Below are 20,909 nucleotides of genomic sequence, written 5' to 3' on the forward strand. Positions count from 1 at the left end.
TGCGAGCGAAGCGAAACAATCCAGAGCCATGGGCGGCCCCTGGATCGCTTCGTCGCTTCGCTCCTCGCGACGACGGCGAGATTGCGCGACGTGTGCTGTTTTTCACCCCCGCCCGCGATAGGGCGGCACGCCCTGATCCGGCAACCACAGGCCGGCGGGCGGCTCGCCCGTCTGCCAGAAGACGTCGATCGGTATGCCGCCGCGCGGATACCAATAGCCGCCGATGCGCAGCCAACGCGGCGTCATCGCGGCCACGAGGTCCTTGGCGATGCGGATGGTGCAATCCTCATGGAAGGCGCCGTGATTGCGATAGCTGCCGAGATAGAGCTTCAGCGACTTCGATTCGACGAGCCATTCCATCGGCGCATAATCGATGACGATATGCGCGAAATCCGGCTGGCCGGTGACCGGGCACAGCGAGGTGAATTCCGGCGCGGCGAAACGGACGAGATAGGTCTCGCCCGGATGCGGATTGGCGACGAGGTCGAGCTCGGCCTCTTCGGGCGATTGCGGCAGCGGCGCCTTCTGCCCGAGAAGCGCGGCGCCCTTATGCGTCTTCGTCATGCCGAAAGCTCTTAACCCGACGCGAGCGCGCGTCAATCGGGAATGAGGTCCGCGCGACATCGCCGCGCCAGCTCGATCATCGCGCCCGCAGCCACGGCCGCGCCGGCGATCAGCGCGAAAAAGCCCGCGGCCGACAGGCCGGACCAGAAGCCGCCGAGCCAGCCGCCGAGAAAATTGCCGGCGAACATTGTGAGGAACCAGGCGCCCATGGCCATGGAGCGCGAGCGCGGCGGCGCGAGACGCGAAACCAGCGAGAGCGTGATCGGCGAAAAGCATAATTCGCCGAGCGTGAGCAGGGCGAAATAGGCCGCGAGCCACAGCCAGCTCGATAGGCCCTCCCCGCGCGTCTCCGCGGCGAAGGCGAGGATGAGATAGGAGAGGCCTAGGCAAAAGCAGCCGAGTGACAGCTTGACGATGGTCGAAGGTTCCCGCCCCGCCGCCGCGAGCCGCGCCCATAGCGCCACCAGCGGCGGCGTGAAGAGGAAGATCATCAGCGGATTGACGGCCTGAAACCAGGTGACGGGAATTTCGCCACGCCAGAACAGAAGATCGACATGGCGATCGGTGAAGCGCTCCGCCCACAGCGCGATGGTGTTGCCCTGCTGCTCATAGGCCGCCCAAAAGAGAATCGCCGGCGGCGCCAGCAGCAGCAGGCCGAGCAATGCGCGCCCATCGCTGCGCAATTCCGCGCGCTCGTCGACGATGCGCGTCGGCGCGGTCTCGACGGGCAGGCTGGGCAGGCCCGCGAGATAGGTCGCGAGGCCGATCGCCATGCCGACTCCGGCGCTGACGAAGCCATAATGCCAGCCGAGCGTCTCCCCGAGCGTTCCGCTCACCAGCGGCGCGAAGAAGCCGCCGACATTTATGCCGACATAGAAGATCGAGAAGGCGCGGTCGCGACGCGGATCATTCGGCGCATAGAGCCCGCCGACTTGCGTGACGATATTGGGCTTGAAGGCGCCATTGCCGAGCGCCAGCGTGACGAGCGCCAGCAGAAACAGGCCTTCTGACGCCATCATGAAATGGCCGGCCATCATCAGCGCCGCGCCGAGGATCACCGTGTAGCGGCGCCCGAGCCAGCGATCGGCGAGCCATCCGCCAAGAATGGGCGTCAGATAGACGAAGCCGGTGTAGAGCCCGTAGATTTGCGAGGCGAAGGGCTGCGGCGCCAGCGGGCCGAGCAGAAATTCGAGCCCCTGCTTCAGCGCGCCGAGGCCGATGACGCTCTGCGCTCGCTCGGGCGCGAGCAGATGATCGACCATATAGAGGACGAGCAGAGCGCGCATTCCATAATAGGAGAAGCGCTCCCACATCTCGGTCGTGAAGAGAAATGCGAGGCCGCGCGGGTGGCCGAACAGCTCGGCCCTTCGCGCAGAGCCGATCACAGACGCTCGCCCGCATCCGGCCGCAGGATCTTTTTCAAAATATCCGGCGGGATGCGAATATCGGCGACCTTCCAGGTCCAATCCGCGAGCGCGAAGACGATGGCGACGCCATCCTTATGGGTGATCCGGAACCGCGTCGGCGAAAGAAGCTCGAAGCGATGCGCGAAGCGACGCAGATCGAGCTCCTTCGGCTCTTGTCCGCCGGCTTCGCTCCCACCGCCGCCGGCCGCCGGCGCGCGCCGCGCCAGCAGAGCGCCGATGGCGGCGGGCGAGACGAAGCGATCGACCGCCGTGTCGATGAGAGCGGGGCCGATCGCCGCCAGCAGTCCGGCGCCGAGCCGCGCCCCGGCGCTGCGATGCTTATCCGCCTCGTCCAGCGCGCGGGACATGACGATCGCCGAAAGCTGCTCCTTGATCGAGGCCCGCACGGCGGGGAAATCGACATGATCGGAAATGGCCGCGGCGTCGCCCGCTTTCACGCCCGCCTCGAGCTGGCGCAGCGAGAGAAAGGCGTAGCCGGCGTAGAGAAGCGTAAGAGCGAGAAGGGCGAAAACGGCGATTAGGGCGCGTCGCATGATCGTTCCCCCGGAAGCCACCCCGAAACAGGGCCGCAGGACGGTCTCCGCTTCTCGTCCCGTCGGGGCCGGGTTGCAAGCCCCTCCGGCGCGGCCTCACTCTCGATCGGCGCGGCCGCTCATCGCGCCACCCAATTCGTTCCGTTGCAGATAGCGAGCGTCTTCGTCGAGCCGCCGCCAGCGACCCTCGCGCCCCATATGGCCGCGCTCGCGTCGGTCACATAGGCGATTTGGCCGAGAGCGCTGGAATTGCAGCCGGGCAGAGAGCCGACCGTCGAGCCGAGCAGCGTCGCCAGTCCCTTCGCCTCGGACGGGCCGTCGGCCGAAGAGCGCGGCCACAGCCCCGAAAGGTCGATCCCCGTCCCGCGCGACGAATTGGACGAAGGAGTCCTGACGCAGCTGGAGACGGCGGAGGGCGAAACCTTCACATTGCTGACCGTGTCCTGCGCCACGACGGCGTGATCATAGAGATACGGCGCGAGGCAATATTGCATGTCGAGATGAATCGTCACATCCGAGGTCGATCCTTCCAGCCGAACAGCGGTCTGTCCGACGAACCCGGACGAGGCGAAAATCGCGTCGATTTTTAATCCGCGGACATTATGCGCGAGTACCCCGCCGGCCGAATCATTGGCGATCCATGTCCCCTCCATGCTTATTGAATTCACGCCCGCGCCGGCGGCGGCGTCCGCGTCGGCAGAGAAAGTGAAGGCGCTGCCGATATGCTTGGGCGAGGACGCCCGCGCATAAATATTGCCGATGTTGATATTCTGAATGATCGACCCCGTCCCGGTCGCCGTCGCTTCGACAATTCCGCCATTGACGGGACCGCCCTCCTCGCCGTGGCCGTCGAATTGAGAGCCGGTCTCGATCCATATGTCCGAGATCGCGGCGCCGTTCGAAGCCGCTATCTCCACATTCTTCGCGGAGTAATATCCGATCCACGCATGGAAGCGCAGGCCCGCGACGCCCGTTCCGGCATGATCGGCCTTGATCCAAATGTTGCGCGTATAGCTTCCGCCGGTGGAGCAGGACGCCATCGTCCCGCGGCAAGGCGTGCAGTTCATTTGATAAAAATCAGCGTCGCCGACGAATGAGCCGGCGCTCGACGTCGGGTCGATGTTCAGACAATAGGCGCGCGGCGCGGTCGAGAACATTCCGATGCGCCGAAATTCGATCAAGCGCCCATTGCGCCATTCGATGGCGTTGACGAAATTCTCGAAGTCTATGTCGTGAATGCGGTTCTGCTGCGTGGGGTTGAACGACGTCCCATCATCCTTGCCGATGCGCAGAAGGCTCGTCGCCGAATAGGCGGAATTATTGACGAGCTGGAATTGGCCGACATCGAATGACGCGTTTTGCTCGGAGGCGGACGAAGGCGCGACGAGATCGACGAGCGCGTCGCCCTCGAATGTCTCGGAGGCCATGATTCGCGTGCCGCCGAGAGCCGCCGCGCAACCGGTGAATTGAAGCGGAAACCAAGTCACCGGGGAAAGCGCGACCGTACGGGCGAATGTATAAAATCCGCAGCCGAGATCGACGCCATATTTCGTGTTCCGCGGCGTCAGGACGCCGCGGTTGAGCGCGGCGAATTTCGCGCTGTCATGCGCGGCCTGGACCGACGCCGCCTGATCGGCGCCCCCCCACCATTCCGGCTTGGGAAAAGCCAGCCCCCTGACGGCGCCGGGGCCGCTGAAAATCTGGTACGGGCCGGCGACGACCGTCGCCCCGTCCGCAAAGGTCAGCGCTTTCCGATTCGCGACCCGAAACCCTCCGCCGCGCTCGACGAACCACATCGTCATGCCGGACAAAGCGAGGTCGTTCGAGACCGCGCATATTCTGTCGATGACGATCGTGCGCCCGGCCGCCGCAGCCGCTGCGAGCGCCGCGTCATCGCAGGTCGCGCCAAAGGCGGAAATGGACGCGATCGCGCTCGGCGCGCCGAAATCCTCGAGGCGGAGATCCCTCGCATGCGCCGACAGGGCGCCCGCGATGGTCGCCGCGCCTGCGAGAAGAACTCTCTTCATTTTCGGCCTCGGCTCGGCTCGTGGATGGCGAGTCTGCTCGCCTTTCGGAGCCGAGACGTCCGTCGCTTCGCGCGCGCCCGGCCGCAGTCTCTGAATATGCGCTACGGCGGAGTTCAGGCTCATTTGCCGCTCAGCGGCGCTCTATGACACTCTGCGCGAGTGGACACTCTGCGAGAGTGAGATGGTGCCCAGGAGAGGACTCGAACCTCCACGGCTTTCACCACTGGTACCTGAAACCAGCGCGTCTACCAATTCCGCCACCTGGGCAACGCGGCTCTCTTACGAGGACGACGCTCTGCTTGTCAATGGCGCTCGTGACGCTTCGTTCACGTTCGTGCGGCGCATTCCCTTTCCGGCCAAATCGCGCTAGAGCATCCGCCCGAAACGGAGCGATATTCTCGAGCGCTCCGAGCGAAGCGGCGTGGGGCGAAGAATGAGCGCAGATGTGAAGGATGCCGGGCGGATCGTGACGGTGTTCGGCGGGTCGGGATTCATCGGGCGCCATGTGGTGGCGGCCCTGGCGCGGGACGGCTGGCGCGTGCGCGTCGCCTGCCGGCGGCCGGACCTCGCCTTTTTCCTGCAGCCTCTCGGCAAGGTGGGGCAGATTTTCCCGGTGCAGGCCAATCTGCGCAATCCGGCCTCCGTCGCCGCCGCCGTGCGCGGGGCCGAGGCGGTCGTCAATCTGGTCGGCGTGCTGGCCGAGGGCGGCAAGCAGAAATTCTCCACCCTGCACGCGCAGGGCGCCAAGGCCGTCGCCGAGGCCGCCGTCGCGGCGGGCGTGAAGCATCTGGTCCATGTCTCCGCCATCGGCGCGGACAAGAATTCCCATTCCGTCTACGCCCGCACCAAGGCGGAGGGCGAGGCCGCAATTCGCGCCGCCTTCCCCAGCGCGATGATCTTGCGCCCGTCCGTCGTCTTCGGCCCGGAGGACGAATTCTTCAACCGATTCGGCGCGCTGGCGCGCTATCTGCCGATCGAGCCGGTCATCGGCGAGGCGACGCGCTTCCAGCCCGTCTATGTCGGCGATGTGGCGCAGGCCGTCGCGCTGGCGGTGGACGGCCGCGCCCAGGCCGGCGCGACCTATGAGCTCGGCGGCCCGGAGGTGAAGACCTTCCGCGCGCTGGTCGAATATGCGCTGAAGGTCGCCGAGCGCGACGTCAAGATCTGGCCGCTCTCCTTCGCGACGGGGGCGCTCATCGCGCGCATCACCCAGACGCTGCATTCTCTTTCGCTCGGCCTCTTCCCCAGCCTGCTGACGACGACCGTCGATCAGGTGGAGCTGCTGCGCCACGACAATGTCGTCTCCGCCGACGCCAAGGCCACCGGGTTGACGCTGCAAGGGCTCGGAATCACGCCGACGGCGATCGAGGCGATCGTCCCCAGCTATCTCTACCGCTACCGTAAGACCGGCCAATATCAGGCGCAGCGGCTCGCCTGAGCCGCCCGACGCCTCTCCAGCCTCAGCGCGCCCGCGCTTCAGCGCGGGCCGCAGGGGCGGCGAGCCGCCTGTGCAGGCGCACCATGAAGGCCACGCCGAACAGCGGCGTGAACAGATTGAGGCCCGGCACGGCGACGAAGCCGGCGATGAACAGGCCCGCGAGGAACAAGGTCGTCGCATGGCGACGGGTCAGCTCGCGGGCTTCCTCCAGCGAGCAATAGCGCGTCGCGGCGAAGGCGAAATATTCCCGGCCGAACAGATAGGCGTTGGCCAGCACGAAGACGATGGCGTTGACGCCGGGCACGAGCAGCAGCAAGAGCGCGACGAGATTGACGCCCGCAGAGACCAGCGCGAAGCGCAGCGCCATCACCATCGCCTGACCGGCCGGCAGCGGACGCCCGCGCGGCCCGTGAGGGTCGATCTCCTCCTCGACCACATCGGCGAGATCGTCGAGGAAAAATCCCGCGACGAGGATGGAGATCGGCGCGATGAGAAAAGCGAGGCCGACGACGAGCCCGGCGCCGGTCGCGAAACCGACGATCGTCCGCAACCAATAGTTGTCGGCCGTGAGAAACGACAGCGCGGCCTTGTCCAGCCCGGTCCAGGCCAGCGCCAGCAGGACGAAAGTCAGGCCGAGGCTTTTGAGCAGGACATTGCGAAAGGGCGGCGAGAAGATTTGACGGGCGGCGTCCAGGGCGGCTTGCAGCATGAGGGCTCCGAGGCGGAATTCGCCGACAAGATGGGGGGCGCCGGGCGCAGGCGCAAGCCGGGCCGAGACCGCCCCGCCCGAGACAACCGCCAGCAGGGGCAGGCGCGGCCGCAGAATTTGTGCTAGGGGCTGCGCCGCGGCCCGGATTCGAAAGGCGAGGTTTTCGCATTGATAGGACGAAATTGGTTCAGACGGCGCACCCGCTCCGAGGAAGTCGCGGTCGCCAGCCTGTTTTCCGGCGATGAGACCCGCGCGCCGTCGCACCAAAACGCCATCGACGCCATTCCGGGCTGGAACTGCCATTTTCCCGTCGAATTGGGGCTTACGGCCGGACGGCTGCCGGCCTTCGACGATCCGCGCATCACCTGGTGCATCGAGCGCTATGGCGATCTTACAGGACGCCGCGTGCTGGAGCTCGGTCCGCTGGAGGGGGCTCACACCTATATGCTGGCGAAGGCCGGCGCCCATATCCACGCGGTGGAAGCCAACCGACTCGCCTTTCTGAAATGTCTGGTGACGCGGGAAGTCCTCGATTTTCCCGACACGCGCTTCTATCTGGGCGATTTCGTGCAATGGCTCGAGCAGGCCGGCCCGCGCTATGATCTCGTCGTGGCGAGCGGCGTGCTCTATCACATGCGCGAGCCGCTGCGGCTGCTGCGCGCCCTGTCCGAGCGCGCCGACGCCATCTATCTGTGGACGGTCATGGTCGACGACGACCAGCTTCCTCACACATTCACGCAGAAGTTCGAAAATCTGGACGTGCGCCTCTATGCGCGCGGCTATGGGGATCGCAGCGTCGCCTTTTGCGGCGGCGCGATGGATTTTCCCAATTGGATGCACAGGGACGACATACTCGCCGTGCTCGCGGCGCTCGGCTATGACGACGTCACCGTGCTGAACGACATTATCGGGACGGCGGGCAATGTCCTGCCGACATTTTCCGTTTTCGCCAGACGGAGCGCTTCGGTCGGCTGACGACGCGGCGCGGCGCGGCGGTGCTTCCATCGCGCCGCGGATAGATTCGAAGGCGCGCGCGGCGAGCGGGCGCCTCTTCACAGAGGAATGGCATGAGCAGTCAGGACAACGCCAAGAAGCTCCCCATCGGCCGCCGCATCGTGCGCGCGCTTCGTTCGCTGGTCGGGCTGAAGAACGACCCCATCCCCGTGGAGCACGTCAAGCTCAACCGCAGCCAATACAAGAACATTTGGAACGCCGTCTCGGTCTCCGAGAATGACGCGAAAATGGCCGTCTCCGGCTATATCGACGAAGACCTCTATCGCCAGATGGGCGAAGGCACGCGCGACATGCTGCAGTCCTATGTCGGCATCGGCCCGGACGATGTGGTGCTGGAGATCGGCGCCGGCGTCGGCCGCGTCGGCGCCGCGCTCGCGCCGATCTGCAAGGAATGGATCGGCGCCGATGTCGCCGAGAACATGCTCGGCCATATTCGCCAGCGTCTCGCCGCTTTCGACAATGTGCGCACGGTGGCGACCAGCGGCTTCGATCTCTCCGCCGTGCCGGATGCTTCCGTCGACGTCGTCTACAGCACGGTCGTCTTCATGCATCTCGAGGAATGGGATCGCTATAATTACATCAAGGAAGGCTTCCGCATTCTGCGGCCGGGCGGACGCATGCTCGTCGACAATGTGGACATCACCTCCGATCTCGGCTGGAAATTCTTCGAGGAGCATTGCGCGGTGCCGCCCTTCGAGCGGCCGGCGCAGATCAGCAAGACCTCGACGCCGCAGGAGCTCGAGACCTATTTCAAGCGCGCCGGCTATGAGGCGATAGAGCAGGTCCGCGCCAGCCTCTGGATCATCACCTATGGCCGCAAGCCCGCGGCGCAGGAGCAGCCGCAAGAGCAGGCCGCCGAAGCGCAGGCCGCGGTCCCGGCCGAGGAAGCCCACGCCGCCGTCTGACGGCGCGAATATTGCTAACATGCCGCCCGAGGACACGGGCGGCATGAAGACATTTCTCGACTGGTCGGCTTACGACACTTACGGAATAGGCGACGCCTATTCCGGCATTCCGGCGACGGGCGGCAATTACGCCAAGGCGGTTGCGGTCTGCATGCACAGCCGCGACTGCCAGAAGACCGCCAAGGGCGTCATGTGCCCGAGCTATCGCGTCACCGGCGAGGTCAAGCATTCCACCGAGGCGCGCGTCGCCGCCTTCAAGGCCGCGCTCAATGACGGCACGGATGAGCGCGCTTTCGCCGATCCGCGCCTCGACGAGGCGATGGACCTCTGCGTCTCCTGCAAGGCCTGCAAGAAGGAATGTCCCAGCGCCGTCGATATGACGCTGATCAAGACCGAATATCTCGCCCAGCGTCATGAGATCGTCGGCGTGCCGAAGCGCCTGCGCCTGTTCGGCGGCGTGCCGGAATGGACGGGTCGCCATCGCGCTCTCCTGCGCTTCGCCATTCGCCTGCGCAATCGCTCGCGCCTTCTCTCCAAGCTCGCGGAAAAATGGATCGGCGTCACCGCCCGCCGTCCCCTTCCCGAACCGGCCCCCGAGGCTTTCGCCCGCTCCGCCCCCGCGGCCGGCGTCGGCGCGCGCGGCGAGGTGATCCTCTTCGTCGATACGTTCTGCCATCACTTCGATCCGCATGTGGCCGAGGCCGCCGTCGAGGTGCTGGAGCACGCCGGCTATAGCGTGCGCATCGCCAAGCCGGCGCCGACCGATGCCGAGCCGGACCGTCCGCTGTGCTGCGGCCGCACGTACCTCACCACGGGAATGGTGAAAAAGGCCCGCGGCGAGGCGGAGCGCGTGCTTGCCGCCTTCCGCGACGAGATCGCCGCCAAAACGCCGATCATCGGCCTCGAGCCCTCCTGCCTGCTATCGCTGCGCGACGAGCTCTACAGTCTCGGCCTCGGGCCGGAGGTCGGCGATCTCGGCAAGCAGCTCTTTCTGCTCGAGGAGTTTCTGGCCCGCGAATATCAGAACAAAGGCCTGCGCCTTTCGCTGAAGCCGCTCGATCTGCCCAAGGCGGTCGTGCATGGCCATTGCCATCAGAAGGCCTTCGGCGTGATGAAGGCGACCAAGAAAGTGCTCGGCTGGATTCCGGGCTTTACCTTCGACATTGTCGAGACGAGCTGCTGCGGCATGGCCGGCAGCTTCGGTCTCGAGGCCGAGCATTACGAGACCTCGATGAAAATGGCGGAACTGTCGTTGCTGCCGGCGATGCGCGACGCCGCGCCCGACGCGCCGCTGATCGCCAATGGTTTTTCGTGCCGCCACCAGATCGAGCATGGCAGCGGCCGCCAGGCGCGCCATATCGCGCTGCTGTTGCGCGACGCGCTAGAGCCGGCGCCGCAGGCCGCGGAATAGAGCTGCAGAAGCCTGAGCAGAAAGGGCCACTCGCACCTCCCCCTCGAGGGGGGAGGTCGATCGCCGAAGGCGAGCGGGAGGGGGTGACCGCCCGAGTCTTTGCCGTTGAACCCCACCCCGTCCGGCTATCGCCGGCCGACCCTCCCCCTGAAGGGGAGGGTGGAGCGCGCGCCGGGAGAAAAGGCTCGCCTCGCGCGCAATCGTCCAGAATTGTCCGCTAACCGACAGAATTGAACGCCGCGTGCTCAGCTCTCCCCGGCCCGACGCTGGGACAGCTCCTCCATCAGCGCCGACACGGTGTCGAGCAGGCGGATCGCGCCCGGCAGACGGGAATGCGCGTTCTGCTGCGCCTCGCCCTCGGGATCCATGCCGCGCCACCAATCGATCAGGTCGCCGATCAGCGCGCGCCCCGGAATTTGCTCGAAGGGAACGCCCGGATAAGCGTCGAGTCCGAAAGCCGCCTCGAAATCGCGCAGGCAGGCTTCGATATAGCGGGCGTCGGCGCCATTGAGCGCGAAAGGCCGCTCCGGCGCGCGACGCACCATGCGCACCTCGCTCAGCTCCGGGATGTAGTCCTTTATCACCGCCCCGCTCCGTCTCCGCAGTTCCCGCGAGAGACGCTCCATCAATTGCGGCGCCAGTCTCGCCGGACGGCAATGGCGCGACGCTTGCATTTTTGAACGTATGACCACAAACGCGACCGAGAGAGGGCCGGTTCCGCCGGCGCTGAAACGATTCATCTGGGATATTCAGTCGATGGTCGAGCTCGCCGACAGCGAGCGGGAGATTCTTCTCATCGGCCGCGATCTCATGACCCGCCTCGTCGCCAGCGACGATTGCCTGCCGGCGGTTTTCGCCGACGCTTTGCCCGGGCGCGGGCGGCAATTCCAGCTCTATAGCGACGGCGAGGAACGCTTTGCCGTCGTCGCCTCCGTGCTCGCCGGCGGCGCCGGCCTGTCGCTGGAGCAGCCAGGGGTCTGGGAGATCGCCGGCGTCTTGCGCGGCGCAGTGTCGCGGCGCCCACCCGGCGGGACGGAAGAAGCGCGCACGCTGGAGAAAGGCGCGGTCGAAGCGCGACTCTCCAAGACCGGCCCCTCCGCCGCCCTCGCCAATACGCTGGCCGAGGAGGTTTCGATCACGATCCAGGTCTATGGAGGGCCGATCACCGGCATCGTCCGCCGCTCGGTCGCGCCCGACGGCGCGGTCGGCGAGGCCGAGCCCTACGCCAATGGCGAGGCGACGCCGCCCTATGACATCTACACCATTCAGACCGAGATAAATGACTGATTTAGCGCGAGGAACGCTCCCTCCCTCACCTTGCGGGAGAGGGGGCTTCCGGCATTGCGCGAAATCCCGATGAAGCGCGGAATCTGCTCCCTCTCCCGCAAAGCGAGGGAGGGTTGGGGAGGGGGCCTCAGCGCGCCGAGACGAACCGATCCGTCGGAAGAATCGCCGCCTGTCCAGCGAAAGCCTGCGACTGTCCGCTCGAGGTCGTGGGCGCGAAGAGCCCCGTGTCGGCGCGGGCGGCGGAGCGCGGCGCAGCGAAAGTGGTTCCGAGCGCCGTGCCGCCGGGCAGCCGGCTCGCGGACACGCCCGTCGTCAGCGCTTGGAAATTGGAGCGGTCGAGACGCGCCGGCACCAGCTCCACCTTGGCGGGCTTGGGCGCCGGCTTGGCGGTGGGCAGACGCAGCTCCGGAGCGAGATCGCTTCCATAGGGAAGCGATTGCGCGGCGGAGGGCGCATAGGCGAGCAGCGGCTCCGGCTTGGCGACGGCCTGCTGCGCCGGGCGGGCCGGCGGCGGCGGGACATTATGCGCCTCCTCGCTGACGCCGCCGCGCAGGCTGGCGGCGCTGAGATCGACGAGGCTGGCGATGGCGCCTCCGGCCCGGCGGGCGGGCGGAGCGGCGGGAATGCTGGCCAGAGCGCCGAACTCGCTCGGCCGCGTGGGCGGCAGCGGCGCGCCGGCGACGGTGAGGAACATGGGCCGCCGGGGCGGCAGAGGCGCGGCCAGAGCAGCGTCGAGCTTGGCGTCGATCTTCGCCTCCTCGGCGGAGGGTCCGAGCGCGGCCATGGCGACCGGCTTTTGCCGCTCGGCCGGACGCTCGACGGGGACCGGCTCGGCGCGCATCTGAGTCTCGCCGCGCGGCAGATTGCGCTCGGCCACGGCGATGCGCTCCTGCTCGCGGCGGCTCGGCGCCGGAATCGGCGCGGCTTCGGCGCTCTCCTCCTCGGCGTCGGCGGAGACGCGGCCCGAGCGGCGCGGCGCGAGCGACGCCCATTGCTTGCGCGCTGTGGGCGGCGGAGCGGCGGCGATCGCGCTGTCCTCGTCCTCCTCGCCGCCGCCGAACAGCATGGCGAAGAGACCCTTGCTCTGGCGCTCGACGGCCGGAACATAGGCGCCATTGCCGCGCGCCTCGATCTCGGCCTTGGCTTCCTCATAGCGCGCGAGCGGCTGGTTGTTGGTCGGCAGATGCACCGTCTTGCCGTCCGGGAACAGGCGCGCGAGCTGGTCGTAGCTCATGCGCGGCCAGGAGCGGACGCCGCCGACGTCGAGATGCACGAAAGGCGTGCCGGCGGTGGGATAATAGCCGACGCCGCCGCGCTGCATGCGCATGCCGATCTCGCGGATCTGCTCCATGGACATGCCCGGCATCGTGGTGTCCATCGCCTTGCCGAGCATGTGCTGCGAAAACTTCGCCACGGCGCGCGAGCGGCGGCGCAGCATGGCGTTGGTCTCCGGCGAGCGATAGGCGGAGACGACATGGACCGGCTCGCTCGCCCCGGCCTGCCGATAGGCCTCCCACACCACATCGAACAAATGCGGGTCCATCTTGGTCGGCTCGTCGCGGCGCCAGTCGCGCAGGAACCAGTTCAACTGCTCCAGCACCGAGGAATCATAGCGGCCGCCCACCAGATAGGTCGCGGCGATCTGCTCCTTGGTGTGGCTGTGGAAGAGATAGAGCGTGCGCGTCTCGCCATTGGCGACCGCATTCTCGGTGAAGGACGGAGCCAGCGCCGTGATCAGCGCCGCAGCGGCGCTCGCGAGCCGCGCGATAGACCGTCGTGAGAGGAGAGGCGCGCCTTCCCGCCGATCGTCCAAAACGTCTCTTCTTTCCGCTGGTCGACGGGCGAGAAGGCCCGACGAAATGAATTGCAAGACGCGAGCGCCGAACGCACGGACGACCGATCGGGAGATCGATCGTGGCTCGGTCCCTATCGGCGCCTCGGCGTCGCGGGACCCGGCCTCCTCTTGTGAGGGGCGAATCGGATTCGCCCGTAAGGCAAGGACGGTATTTCGACATAATGGCGAAAAATTGCCCAGCCGTCATAGTGACACAATGTCGAGTTCCCGTTGAAAGTCAATGCGCCACGCCTCCGGCGAGGGGCAGGACGAAGGCGCCGGAGGCCAAAATCGGCTGCCCGCCGGGGATCAGCGGCGCCGAGGCCGCCATCTCCGGCAAAGGCTCCGAATGCGCCTCTTTCTGCGCATCCGCGCTGGTGAAGGCGACGGAAGGCGGGCGGCGGGGCGGCTCGGGCGCTTGGACCGGCGCAGGCTCATTGGCTCGGATAGAGGCGGTCGGCGTCGCATCGATCGCCCGGTTCGCCGACAGCCGATCGCGCTCGGCGAGGGCGAGGCGGATCGGCCCCTGCGGCGGCGACGTGGGGTCGGCGAAGGCTTGCGACACCGCGCCCCGGACCTTTTGCGCGAGATCGCCGAGCGGATCGGCGGCCGGCGCGGCGGAAGCGACCGTCTGCGCGCCGCGGCGGGCGCGGCTGGCGACCACCGTGCGGTCGCTGCCGTTGCAATTGCGAATGCCGAGCGAGATCAGCTCATTGCCGCTCAGCACCCGATATTGCCGGGTGAGATAGCCGAGCCGCTCGCGCACCGCCGCCGGATAGTAATTGAACAGCTCGGCGGAGACGCCGGCGTCGGTCTGATGGTCTATCGGATTATAGGCCAAATGGAATTTGACCTGCGAATCCGGATAGACGCAGACATTGGGAAGGCTGAGCGCCATTGTGCAGGCGGATCGGCATTCGTGCAGTCGAACCTCGCGGCCCTCGCGGCGATAGACTTCCGTTTGCGCCTGATACTCCGAGACGAAACCGCCCACGTCCTTATAGACGATGACCGGCGCCGGAGCAGGCGGCGGCGACAGATAACTCAAGCAAGCACCCCTACGCTCTACTGACGTCCGACAAGAGAAAATTCACCATGACAGGGTGAATAGTCTCTTAACGGCCGGATCATCCTCGAGCGGTCGGGTGGACGGCGACCCATCCGATCGCCCGTCGGATCATCCTCTGATTCCGACCCTGAGGCCGGGCGCAGGACGTTCTTGCAAGACATTGCGGCGAAAATGAAAAAGCGCCGCGGGGCGGCCGCCCGTCTTCAGCGACACCTCCCCCGTCGGCTCCACGGCGGCGGAGGTTTCCACGAGGCGGCGGAAGTTCTGCTTGTGCAAATGGCGGCCGGCGATGGCCTCCACCGTCCGCTGCAGCTCGGTGAGCGTGAAGGCCGGCGGCATCAGCTCGAAGATCACCGGGCGGTATTTCATCTTGGCGCGCAGCCGGCCCATGGCCGTCGCCAGAATGCGCCGATGATCGTGCTGCATGGGCGCGCCGAGCGGCGGCGGCTTCACGCCGCGCTTCAACGCCGCCTCGCGCCCGTCGCGCCAGGCCTCCTCGACCAAGCCAGCCTCATAGAGCAGCTCATAGCGCTCGAGCGCATTCTCCTCGTCGAGCCCCCTGCCCTGCGGGCGGAACAGAAGATTGACGCGGTCGCGCCGCCGCAGGCCGGAGGAGGAGAGCGCATCCGGCGCCTCCTCCACCCAGGCCGAGAGGCCGGGCAGAATGGTCGTCTCCATCGCCTCGGGCCGGCCGCCGCGCCAATCTTCCCAAGGGAAGAACTCGTACCAGCTGCGAAAGCCGCGAATTTCGTCCGCCTGCTCCTCGGCTATGCGGGTCAGCGCGAGATAGCCGACGGAGACCACATGCGGATCGCGGTCGCCGGCGCGGGCGTGGCGGCCGCGATCGCCGAAAGTGTAGAGCTGCTCGACATAGCCCAGCGTCATGCCGGTCTGCTCGGCGACCCAGGCGCGCAGGCCGATCTCGAAAGTGCGGTGATGCACCGGATCGAAAGGGCCGGAGGGCAGAGCGGCGCGCGCGTCCTCACCGTGGGCGGCGACAGTGAGGATGAGCGGCTCGTCCTCCTGCGCCGCGACGATCGCCGCCGTCAGGCCGATGGCGACCGGCAGCGGTCCTTCAGAGTCGCGCGAAGATGCCGGCGGCTCGCGCCGATGATCGAAGCTCGTCATCGTCTATGGGTCAGGCGAGCTCGAGCGCGAAGGGCGCCCCCTCGTAGCAATCCGCGCCGCGGCCGATCTCGGCTATGGCCGCCGACATGCGGCCTTCGCGAGAAAGAATGCGATCGGCCAGAGCGACGAGACGGCGGTTGGGCGTGGCGGTCGGCGAGGCGCGGCGCAGCTCGGACGCCAATTCGCTCTCCGCGCGCTGCGGCGCGAGCGCGCAAGCGAGAATAAAGGCAGCCGCCGGCGAGCGGCTGACTCCGGCGTAGCAATGGATGACCAGCGGCTCACGCCGGTCCCATGCGCCGGCGAAGGCGAGAAGGTTCTCTATATGCGCGCGATTGGCGAGCACATGGCCGTCCTGATCCGCCTCTATGTCGGAGACGGTGAGACGCAAATGTCGCTCGGGCTTGATCTCGCTCGGCCGCGCCAGCGAAGAGCCGGCGGTGAGAATTGTGATGAGTGAGCGCGCGCCACTGGCGCGCACCGTGTCGACGACCTTCGTAAGCGAACAGACATAGAGGTGCGCCATGTCTCACCCGTTCTGTGTCACTTCGATGCCTCACACTCTGATGCGTCGCTACGCGCCTCGCTCGATCGTGGCGAAGCGCGCGAGAAAGCGCTGCTGCGCCTCCTCGACCGAGAGCGGCTCCAACGCCTGCGCGCAAGCGTCGGGCGCCAGCGCCGGACGGCCGAAGATGCGCTCGGCCTCTCCGCGTGTAAAGCCGGCGAGACCCACCGCCTCGAAAAAAGCCGAGGCGCGATCCGCCCGCTTGGCGAGACGCAAGAGAGCCGCGTCCGGCTCCGGCGACAATGAGAAGCGCAGCAGGATCGCCGTCAAAATTCGTTTCTCCACGCTCTTGTATGTGTCGCCGATGACCGCCTTGAAGGGGGAGATCATGTCGCCGATCACATATTCCGGCGCGTCATGGAGCAGCATGAACAGCCGCCCCTCGCGTCCGAGCCCGGGCGAGAGCGCGCAGGCGATCTCCTCGACGAGCAGGCTGTGCTGGGCGACCGAGAATATATGTGGGCCATGCGTCTGACCGTTCCAGCGGGCGACGCGGGCCAGCCCATGGGCGATATCCTCGATTTCCACATCCAGCGGCGAGGGATCGAGCAGATCGAGCCGCCGGCCGGACAGCATGCGCTGCCAGGCGCGGGGCGCCGCCTCGGCCTTCACTCCGCGCATCTGTGGCACTCCGCCAGATGGTCGTCCACCATGCCCACCGCCTGCATGAAGGCGTAGACGATCGTCGGGCCGCAGAAGGCGAAGCCGCGCGCCTTCAGATCCTTGGCGAGGCGGCGGGAGATGTCCGTCTGCGTCGGAATGTCGGCCGTCGTGCGCGGACGGCGGACGATGGGAGCTCCATCGACGAAATCCCAGAGATAATTGGAAAATCCCACGCTCTCCTCGAGCTCCAGATAGGCGCGCGCGGAGGCGATGGCGCCTTCGATCTTGGCGCGGTTGCGGATGATTGCCTGGTTTTGCATCAGAGCTTCGACGCGAGCGGAGTCGAAGCGCGCGATTCGCTCGGGATCGAATCCCTCGAAAGCGGCGCGGAAGCCCTCGCGGCGACGCAGGATGGAAATCCAGGAGAGGCCGGCCTGGAAGCCATCGAGAATCAGCTTCTCGTAGAGCGCGCGCGAATCACGCTCCGGACGGCCCCATTCTTCGTCGTGATAGGCGACATAGAGCGAATCGTAACCGGCCCACGGACAACGCAAAACGCCATCTGGATGACGCAGCGCGGCAGCATCGCGCCAAGCGCGCGGATTTTCTCTTTCGGCGGCCATCGCCCCTTCCCTCACGCTTTCCGTGCGCCATCTGAGCCCAAAGAGTGTTTCATAACATCCGGATTGCGGTCCCGGCGAGCTTGCGGCCCTTGCCTCGATGCATGACAATTGGCACAGGCCGTGCTCGCAGTGCGGCCGTCGGGAGCCGTTTGCGCTGAGGAATCTTCATCGGCGACGGCGCTCACCAAGGAGAAATTTGATGTCGATCCGTCTCGTCTCTTACGCTGCCGTCGGCGCCCTCGCGGTCGGCTTGGCGGTCGCCGCCGCGGGTGAAGCGAAAGCGCAGGCGAATGTTTTGAAGGAATGCGGCACGCAATATCAAGCCGCCAAGGCCGCCAATGAGCTGAAGGGTCAGAGCTGGCAGGACTTTCTGAAAGCCTGCCGCGTGCGCCTGTCCGAGCAGCCCGCCGAGACCGCGCCGGCCGCCGCCGCTCCCGCACCGACACCTGCCCCCGCCCCTGCTCCGGCCGCCGCAGCGCCCGAGCCGACCCCGGCCCCGGCCCCCGCGCCGACGACAGCGACGCCCGCTCCGGCGCCTGCACCCGCGCCGACAACCGCCGCCAAGCCGGCCAAGCCCGTCTCCGAAGGCAAGGCCGCCCAGACCGCCCGCCAGAAAAAATGCGGCGCCGAATGGAAATCCAAGAAGGCCGAGCTGCTGAAGGCCGACCCCAAGGCCACCTGGCCGAAATATTGGAGCGAGTGCAACAAGCGCCTCAAAGCCGCGGGCGAGTGAAGCCTCGGCCATTGCCGCCGCTCTGGCCCGGCGCGTCGCGCCGGGCTTTTTTATTGCGCGGGACCACTGGCGCGTCGCGCCGGGCTTTTTCGTCGGGCGGGACCACGGGCGGGAGCCCCTCTTGCGGCGCGGCCGCTTTTCGTGGCACAGGCTGCGGGCCGCGAGACGACGGCGAGGCGCTCGGCAAGAGGCGCGCGAAGCGGGGGAAGCCGTATGGAGAAGATCGAGCTGCGCAAGCTGCAGGCCTTCTTGCGCCAGGCGCTCGGCAATGAGGAGATTCGCGTGACCGCGGATCCCAAGAACCCCGATGACGCCGCCGTGCATCTCGGCGAGCGCAAGATCGCCTCCATCATGGTGGACGACGAGGACGGCGACCGCTCCTTCGCCTTCGGGATGAAGCTGCCCGTCGGCCGCGAGACGCTGCAATCCTATCTGCGGAAGCTGTTCGAGAACGACAAGCTCACCATCGCGCCGCGCGGTCGCAAGACCGATTCCGTCGAGCTCAACAGCGGCGAGGATTTTCTCGGCGTCATTTCCGCCGACGACGCCAAGCAGACCAGCTACACGCTGCAGATCGCCATTCTGGACTTCGACCTCGACGATTTTTGAGCGCCCGCCTCAGCGCGGACGCGGCCGATCGGCGTCGATCGAGGCCAGAAAGGCGCGCAGCCCGCGCGCGAGCTCTTCCCAATCGCGCAGCAGAGCGGCGGAAAAGCGCGCCTCGACATCCAGATTCTTCCAGCGCAGCGCCCATAGGCAGGGCGCGGAGCCGAGAAAGCCCGCGTCGCGACGCGGGCAGCGGGCGAAAAAGTCTCGGCCCTCCGGCGGCGCGAGATAGAGCAGCTCCAGCTCATAGGGCGAGCCCGGCTCGAAGCGCCGCATGACGAGCCCACCCGGCCCGCCCCAGACCTCGCTCTCCAGAAATCGCGCATAGAGGCGCGACGGGCGCTCGGACGGATCGAGCGCCTCCTCGCGCGGCGTGAGCGTGACGAAGACGCGCATCGGATCCAGCTCCTCGGCCGCGCGCCGACGCGGATCGGCGCTCGGCTTTTGTGGCGGCCCGAAATCCGGCGCGACAGCGATGAAGGAGAGACGGTCCGGCGCGCCGCCGTAACGCGTCGATTCGTCACGCGCATAGGCGGGCGCATAGGCGAAGCGCGCATCGCCGAGGCTGGCGGCGACGATGGCCGGCGCGACTCCGTCGGTTTTGCGCGTGAAGCGATAGCCCGCCGCGGCGAGCAGCGCCAAGAGCAGAGCGACGAGGAAGAGGCGCATGATCCTGAAGAAAGAGCAGCAGAGCCGATTCGCCGAGCTTAGCCGATTCAGGCCCGCGGCGCGCGCGCCCCGACAGCCGAGGCGCGCGGTTTCCTCTTTCGGCCAAAGACACTAGAAGGTCGGCGAACGCCCCTCGCGCCTCGCTCTGAGGCCCACCGCAAAGAGGGGCGCGGGAGACCAGGACCATGCCTCTCTACAAGCTCGACGGCGTCGCGCCGCGCGTCCCGGCCTCCGGCCGCTTCTGGATCGCGCCCGACGCTCAAGTCATCGGCCGCGTGCAGCTCGAGGAGGACGCCAACATCTGGTTCGGCTGCGTGCTGCGCGGCGACAACGAATGGATCACGGTCGGCGCGCGCAGCAATATTCAGGACAATAGCGTCCTCCACACCGATATGGGCTTTCCGCTCGTCATCGGCGCCGATTGCACGATCGGCCATGGCGTCATTCTGCACAGCTGCCTCATCGGCGAGGCGAGCCTGATCGGCATGGGCGCGACCATCCTCAATGGCGCGAAGATCGGCCGCAATTGCCTCGTCGGGGCCAATTCGCTGGTCACGGAGAATAAGGAGTTTCCCGACAACAGCCTGATCGTCGGCTCGCCGGCGCGCGTCGTGCGCACGCTGGACGAAGGCGCGCTCGCCCGCAATCTCGAATCGGCGAAACATTATGTCGAGAACGCCGAGCGCTACGCCAAAGGGCTGGAGGCGATCTGACCGTCGCGGCGCGCCCTGTGCCGAAGGGCGCGCCGAGCGCTGGCTCAGCGCGCGGCGAAGAGCGGGGCGTTGGGATCGTCGATCACGACCCAGACGTTCTGATCGAGCTGCGACTGGCGTTTGACGAAGCGATAGGGCGTGTTGGTCCAGGGCCGCACGGCATCGTTCATATTGTCGAGGACGAACTCGCCGCGACTGGTCTTCACCGTCAATATCGCGTGGCCGTCGCCATTCTTCTCCTTCACCACCGTCATCAGCAGCGCGGCGCGCGGATAGCCGAGCTCGACCAGCAGGCGGCGCTTCATCAGCGCGTAATCCTCGCAATCGCCCTTGCCGTCGGTGGGATAGTCCCAGCGATCGACGACGCCCCAATGATCCATGTCGGAGACGGGCTCGATCGCGTGATTGACATGGGCGTTGACGCGCTGAATGTCCTTATAGGCTTTGGCGGTGAGGTCGATGTCGTGCGGTCCGGCGGCGTCGGCGGCGCATTCGCCACGATAGCGATGACAAAAATCCAGCCAGCCATAGGGCACGCTCGTCTCCGGTCCGAGGGCCGCGTGGAGCAGATGCTCCGAGCCCGCCCAGCCGGGCGCCGTTCCCAAAATGGAGACCGCGCCGGCCAGAGCCGCGCTCATCGTCAGTCTCGCTACTCTACCCAACATCTTCGTCGTCTCCCCGATGTGGAGACGAGATTAGTTTTATTGTTTTGCTTGCTCCGTAAGTCGATAGCTCAGTTTTTCGGCCAATCCATTTAGATTTGACGACAATTTTCGTAAGTATACCAAGAGATGACCGAAATAGGCGAAATTTCGCGGTATTTTCAATAGAGCGCTGAAATTACGCGATGTTCCCACCGCCGAACGGCGGCGCGACCACGGGCCGAGACCGGGCTTTTTGCTCATGGAGGGCCGATTCGTTAACATGAGCCCCGGAATCGTCGTTAACGGGCTTGCCGTGGCGGCGGCGAGCGACGAAATTACGGCGGCGGCCATGGTTCGGTCTCAAAGGCGGCGTAGGGACCGGATTCGAGTTTCGATCGGGGTTCCGAGTT

22 protein-coding genes and 1 tRNA gene are annotated in these 20,909 nt (G+C 66.5%); 8 read left to right on the forward strand and 15 right to left on the reverse strand.

From position 1 onward, the window contains the following. Positions 1-102: 102 nt before the first annotated feature. The 5 genes from queF to METLW3_RS0117970 all read right to left on the reverse strand — a co-directional run bounded on the left by queF (position 103) and on the right by METLW3_RS0117970 (position 4,818). A complete protein-coding gene (queF, locus tag METLW3_RS0117950) occupies positions 103-564 on the reverse strand; it encodes a preQ(1) synthase (protein ID WP_024881210.1) in 462 nt (153 codons plus the stop codon). 32 nt (positions 565-596) lie between these two features. Then, a complete protein-coding gene (locus tag METLW3_RS0117955; protein ID WP_245267399.1) occupies positions 597-1,949 on the reverse strand; it encodes a peptide MFS transporter in 1,353 nt (450 codons plus the stop codon). Then, complete coding sequence (locus METLW3_RS27015; RefSeq protein WP_051465453.1) at positions 1,946-2,524, reverse strand: DUF2939 domain-containing protein; 579 nt, start codon at positions 2,522-2,524, stop codon at positions 1,946-1,948. The genes METLW3_RS0117955 and METLW3_RS27015 overlap by 4 nt, the downstream gene beginning before the upstream one ends. 119 nt (positions 2,525-2,643) lie before the next feature. Then, the gene (locus METLW3_RS0117965; RefSeq protein ID WP_157516590.1) at positions 2,644-4,551 is read right to left on the reverse strand and encodes a hypothetical protein; all 1,908 of its coding nucleotides are present in this window, start codon (positions 4,549-4,551) and stop codon (positions 2,644-2,646) included. 182 nt (positions 4,552-4,733) lie between these two features. Beyond that, a tRNA-Leu gene (locus METLW3_RS0117970) sits at positions 4,734-4,818 on the reverse strand. Positions 4,819-4,984: 166 nt separating this feature from the next. Between METLW3_RS0117970 and METLW3_RS0117975 the strand changes: the two genes are divergently transcribed. After that, positions 4,985-5,989 (forward strand): complex I NDUFA9 subunit family protein, encoded by a 1,005-nt coding sequence (locus METLW3_RS0117975; protein ID WP_024881214.1) that lies wholly within the window; start codon positions 4,985-4,987, stop codon positions 5,987-5,989. A 22-nt stretch (positions 5,990-6,011) separates the two neighbouring features. Here METLW3_RS0117975 and METLW3_RS0117980 read toward each other — a convergent pair whose 3' ends face one another. After that, on the reverse strand, positions 6,012-6,698 hold the full coding sequence (locus METLW3_RS0117980; RefSeq protein ID WP_024881215.1) for a sulfate transporter family protein: 687 nt from the start codon (positions 6,696-6,698) through the stop codon (positions 6,012-6,014). Positions 6,699-6,866: 168 nt separating this feature from the next. Here METLW3_RS0117980 and METLW3_RS0117990 point away from each other — a divergent pair, with 168 nt between their 5' ends. The 3 genes from METLW3_RS0117990 (at position 6,867) to METLW3_RS0118000 (ending at position 10,028) form a co-directional block, all read left to right on the forward strand. Beyond that, positions 6,867-7,673, forward strand: a complete 807-nt coding sequence (locus tag METLW3_RS0117990) for a class I SAM-dependent methyltransferase (protein ID WP_024881216.1) — start codon at positions 6,867-6,869, stop codon at positions 7,671-7,673. Positions 7,674-7,765: 92 nt separating this feature from the next. Further along, complete coding sequence (locus tag METLW3_RS25850) at positions 7,766-8,617, forward strand: class I SAM-dependent methyltransferase (RefSeq protein WP_024881217.1); 852 nt, start codon at positions 7,766-7,768, stop codon at positions 8,615-8,617. A 43-nt stretch (positions 8,618-8,660) separates the two neighbouring features. After that, entirely contained in the window at positions 8,661-10,028 is a 1,368-nt protein-coding gene (locus METLW3_RS0118000; RefSeq protein WP_024881218.1) for a 4Fe-4S dicluster domain-containing protein, read from the forward strand. A gap of 245 nt (positions 10,029-10,273) precedes the next feature. On the opposite strand, the gene METLW3_RS0118005 is transcribed toward METLW3_RS0118000, so the two are convergent. Beyond that, on the reverse strand, positions 10,274-10,612 hold the full coding sequence (locus METLW3_RS0118005; protein WP_024881219.1) for a hypothetical protein: 339 nt from the start codon (positions 10,610-10,612) through the stop codon (positions 10,274-10,276). A 172-nt stretch (positions 10,613-10,784) separates the two neighbouring features. Between METLW3_RS0118005 and METLW3_RS0118010 the strand changes: the two genes are divergently transcribed. After that, positions 10,785-11,315 (forward strand): hypothetical protein, encoded by a 531-nt coding sequence (locus tag METLW3_RS0118010; protein WP_024881220.1) that lies wholly within the window; start codon positions 10,785-10,787, stop codon positions 11,313-11,315. A 127-nt stretch (positions 11,316-11,442) separates the two neighbouring features. On the opposite strand, the gene METLW3_RS0118015 is transcribed toward METLW3_RS0118010, so the two are convergent. The 6 genes from METLW3_RS0118015 to METLW3_RS0118040 form a co-directional block, all read right to left on the reverse strand. Further along, positions 11,443-13,128 carry a DUF882 domain-containing protein gene (locus METLW3_RS0118015; protein WP_024881221.1) on the reverse strand — a complete coding sequence of 562 codons (1,686 nt, stop codon included), beginning with the start codon at positions 13,126-13,128 and terminating at the stop codon, positions 11,443-11,445. Positions 13,129-13,387: 259 nt separating this feature from the next. Next, a complete protein-coding gene (locus tag METLW3_RS0118020; RefSeq protein WP_024881222.1) occupies positions 13,388-14,197 on the reverse strand; it encodes a hypothetical protein in 810 nt (269 codons plus the stop codon). Positions 14,198-14,326: 129 nt separating this feature from the next. Next, positions 14,327-15,346, reverse strand: coding sequence for an NAD regulator (locus tag METLW3_RS0118025; protein WP_024881223.1), 1,020 nt, complete (start codon positions 15,344-15,346; stop codon positions 14,327-14,329). A 10-nt stretch (positions 15,347-15,356) separates the two neighbouring features. Next, positions 15,357-15,869, reverse strand: a complete 513-nt coding sequence (locus METLW3_RS0118030; RefSeq protein ID WP_024881224.1) for a protein-tyrosine-phosphatase — start codon at positions 15,867-15,869, stop codon at positions 15,357-15,359. A gap of 48 nt (positions 15,870-15,917) precedes the next feature. Continuing rightward, positions 15,918-16,529, reverse strand: a complete 612-nt coding sequence (locus METLW3_RS0118035; protein ID WP_024881225.1) for an HD family hydrolase — start codon at positions 16,527-16,529, stop codon at positions 15,918-15,920. Then, the gene (locus METLW3_RS0118040) at positions 16,517-17,134 is read right to left on the reverse strand and encodes a DNA-3-methyladenine glycosylase I (RefSeq protein ID WP_024881226.1); all 618 of its coding nucleotides are present in this window, start codon (positions 17,132-17,134) and stop codon (positions 16,517-16,519) included. The genes METLW3_RS0118035 and METLW3_RS0118040 overlap by 13 nt, the downstream gene beginning before the upstream one ends. 199 nt (positions 17,135-17,333) lie before the next feature. Here METLW3_RS0118040 and METLW3_RS28340 point away from each other — a divergent pair, with 199 nt between their 5' ends. Together METLW3_RS28340 and METLW3_RS0118050 are read left to right on the forward strand one after the other, a co-directional pair. Further along, complete coding sequence (locus tag METLW3_RS28340) at positions 17,334-17,867, forward strand: hypothetical protein (RefSeq protein WP_024881227.1); 534 nt, start codon at positions 17,334-17,336, stop codon at positions 17,865-17,867. 213 nt (positions 17,868-18,080) lie between these two features. Continuing rightward, positions 18,081-18,476: a DUF3126 family protein gene (locus METLW3_RS0118050; RefSeq protein ID WP_024881228.1), complete on the forward strand. Its 396-nt coding sequence runs from the start codon at positions 18,081-18,083 to the stop codon at positions 18,474-18,476. Between the two features lie 9 nt (positions 18,477-18,485). Here METLW3_RS0118050 and METLW3_RS0118055 read toward each other — a convergent pair whose 3' ends face one another. Beyond that, complete coding sequence (locus METLW3_RS0118055; protein ID WP_024881229.1) at positions 18,486-19,142, reverse strand: hypothetical protein; 657 nt, start codon at positions 19,140-19,142, stop codon at positions 18,486-18,488. Positions 19,143-19,327: 185 nt separating this feature from the next. On the opposite strand from METLW3_RS0118055, the gene METLW3_RS0118060 reads away from it, so the two are divergent. Beyond that, positions 19,328-19,855 carry a gamma carbonic anhydrase family protein gene (locus tag METLW3_RS0118060; RefSeq protein WP_024881230.1) on the forward strand — a complete coding sequence of 176 codons (528 nt, stop codon included), beginning with the start codon at positions 19,328-19,330 and terminating at the stop codon, positions 19,853-19,855. Positions 19,856-19,899: 44 nt separating this feature from the next. Here the strand turns inward: METLW3_RS0118060 and METLW3_RS0118065 are convergent, their stop codons facing one another. Beyond that, positions 19,900-20,493 (reverse strand): transglutaminase-like cysteine peptidase, encoded by a 594-nt coding sequence (locus tag METLW3_RS0118065; protein ID WP_198022778.1) that lies wholly within the window; start codon positions 20,491-20,493, stop codon positions 19,900-19,902. Positions 20,494-20,909 lie beyond the last annotated feature (416 nt).

It is taken from the genome of Methylosinus sp. LW3 (assembly GCF_000527115.1).
Lineage (GTDB): Bacteria > Pseudomonadota > Alphaproteobacteria > Rhizobiales > Beijerinckiaceae > Methylosinus.

Bases quoted from the DNA above. Each gene is read 5' to 3' on its own strand.
- queF (WP_024881210.1), bottom strand. From the start codon at position 564: ATGACGAAGACGCATAAGGGCGCCGCGCTTCTCGGGCAGAAGGCGCCG.
- METLW3_RS27015 (WP_051465453.1), bottom strand. From the start codon at position 2,524: ATGCGACGCGCCCTAATCGCCGTTTTCGCCCTTCTCGCTCTTACGCTT.
- METLW3_RS0117965 (WP_157516590.1), bottom strand. From the start codon at position 4,551: ATGAAGAGAGTTCTTCTCGCAGGCGCGGCGACCATCGCGGGCGCCCTG.
- METLW3_RS0117975 (WP_024881214.1), top strand. From the start codon at position 4,985: ATGAGCGCAGATGTGAAGGATGCCGGGCGGATCGTGACGGTGTTCGGC.
- METLW3_RS0117980 (WP_024881215.1), bottom strand. From the start codon at position 6,698: ATGCTGCAAGCCGCCCTGGACGCCGCCCGTCAAATCTTCTCGCCGCCC.
- METLW3_RS25850 (WP_024881217.1), top strand. From the start codon at position 7,766: ATGAGCAGTCAGGACAACGCCAAGAAGCTCCCCATCGGCCGCCGCATC.
- METLW3_RS0118000 (WP_024881218.1), top strand. From the start codon at position 8,661: ATGAAGACATTTCTCGACTGGTCGGCTTACGACACTTACGGAATAGGC.
- METLW3_RS0118010 (WP_024881220.1), top strand. From the start codon at position 10,785: ATGGTCGAGCTCGCCGACAGCGAGCGGGAGATTCTTCTCATCGGCCGC.
- METLW3_RS0118025 (WP_024881223.1), bottom strand. From the start codon at position 15,346: ATGACGAGCTTCGATCATCGGCGCGAGCCGCCGGCATCTTCGCGCGAC.
- METLW3_RS0118030 (WP_024881224.1), bottom strand. From the start codon at position 15,869: ATGGCGCACCTCTATGTCTGTTCGCTTACGAAGGTCGTCGACACGGTG.
- METLW3_RS0118035 (WP_024881225.1), bottom strand. From the start codon at position 16,529: ATGCGCGGAGTGAAGGCCGAGGCGGCGCCCCGCGCCTGGCAGCGCATG.
- METLW3_RS0118040 (WP_024881226.1), bottom strand. From the start codon at position 17,134: ATGGCCGCCGAAAGAGAAAATCCGCGCGCTTGGCGCGATGCTGCCGCG.
- METLW3_RS28340 (WP_024881227.1), top strand. From the start codon at position 17,334: ATGTCGATCCGTCTCGTCTCTTACGCTGCCGTCGGCGCCCTCGCGGTC.
- METLW3_RS0118050 (WP_024881228.1), top strand. From the start codon at position 18,081: ATGGAGAAGATCGAGCTGCGCAAGCTGCAGGCCTTCTTGCGCCAGGCG.
- METLW3_RS0118055 (WP_024881229.1), bottom strand. From the start codon at position 19,142: ATGCGCCTCTTCCTCGTCGCTCTGCTCTTGGCGCTGCTCGCCGCGGCG.
- METLW3_RS0118060 (WP_024881230.1), top strand. From the start codon at position 19,328: ATGCCTCTCTACAAGCTCGACGGCGTCGCGCCGCGCGTCCCGGCCTCC.
- METLW3_RS0118065 (WP_198022778.1), bottom strand. From the start codon at position 20,493: ATGAGCGCGGCTCTGGCCGGCGCGGTCTCCATTTTGGGAACGGCGCCC.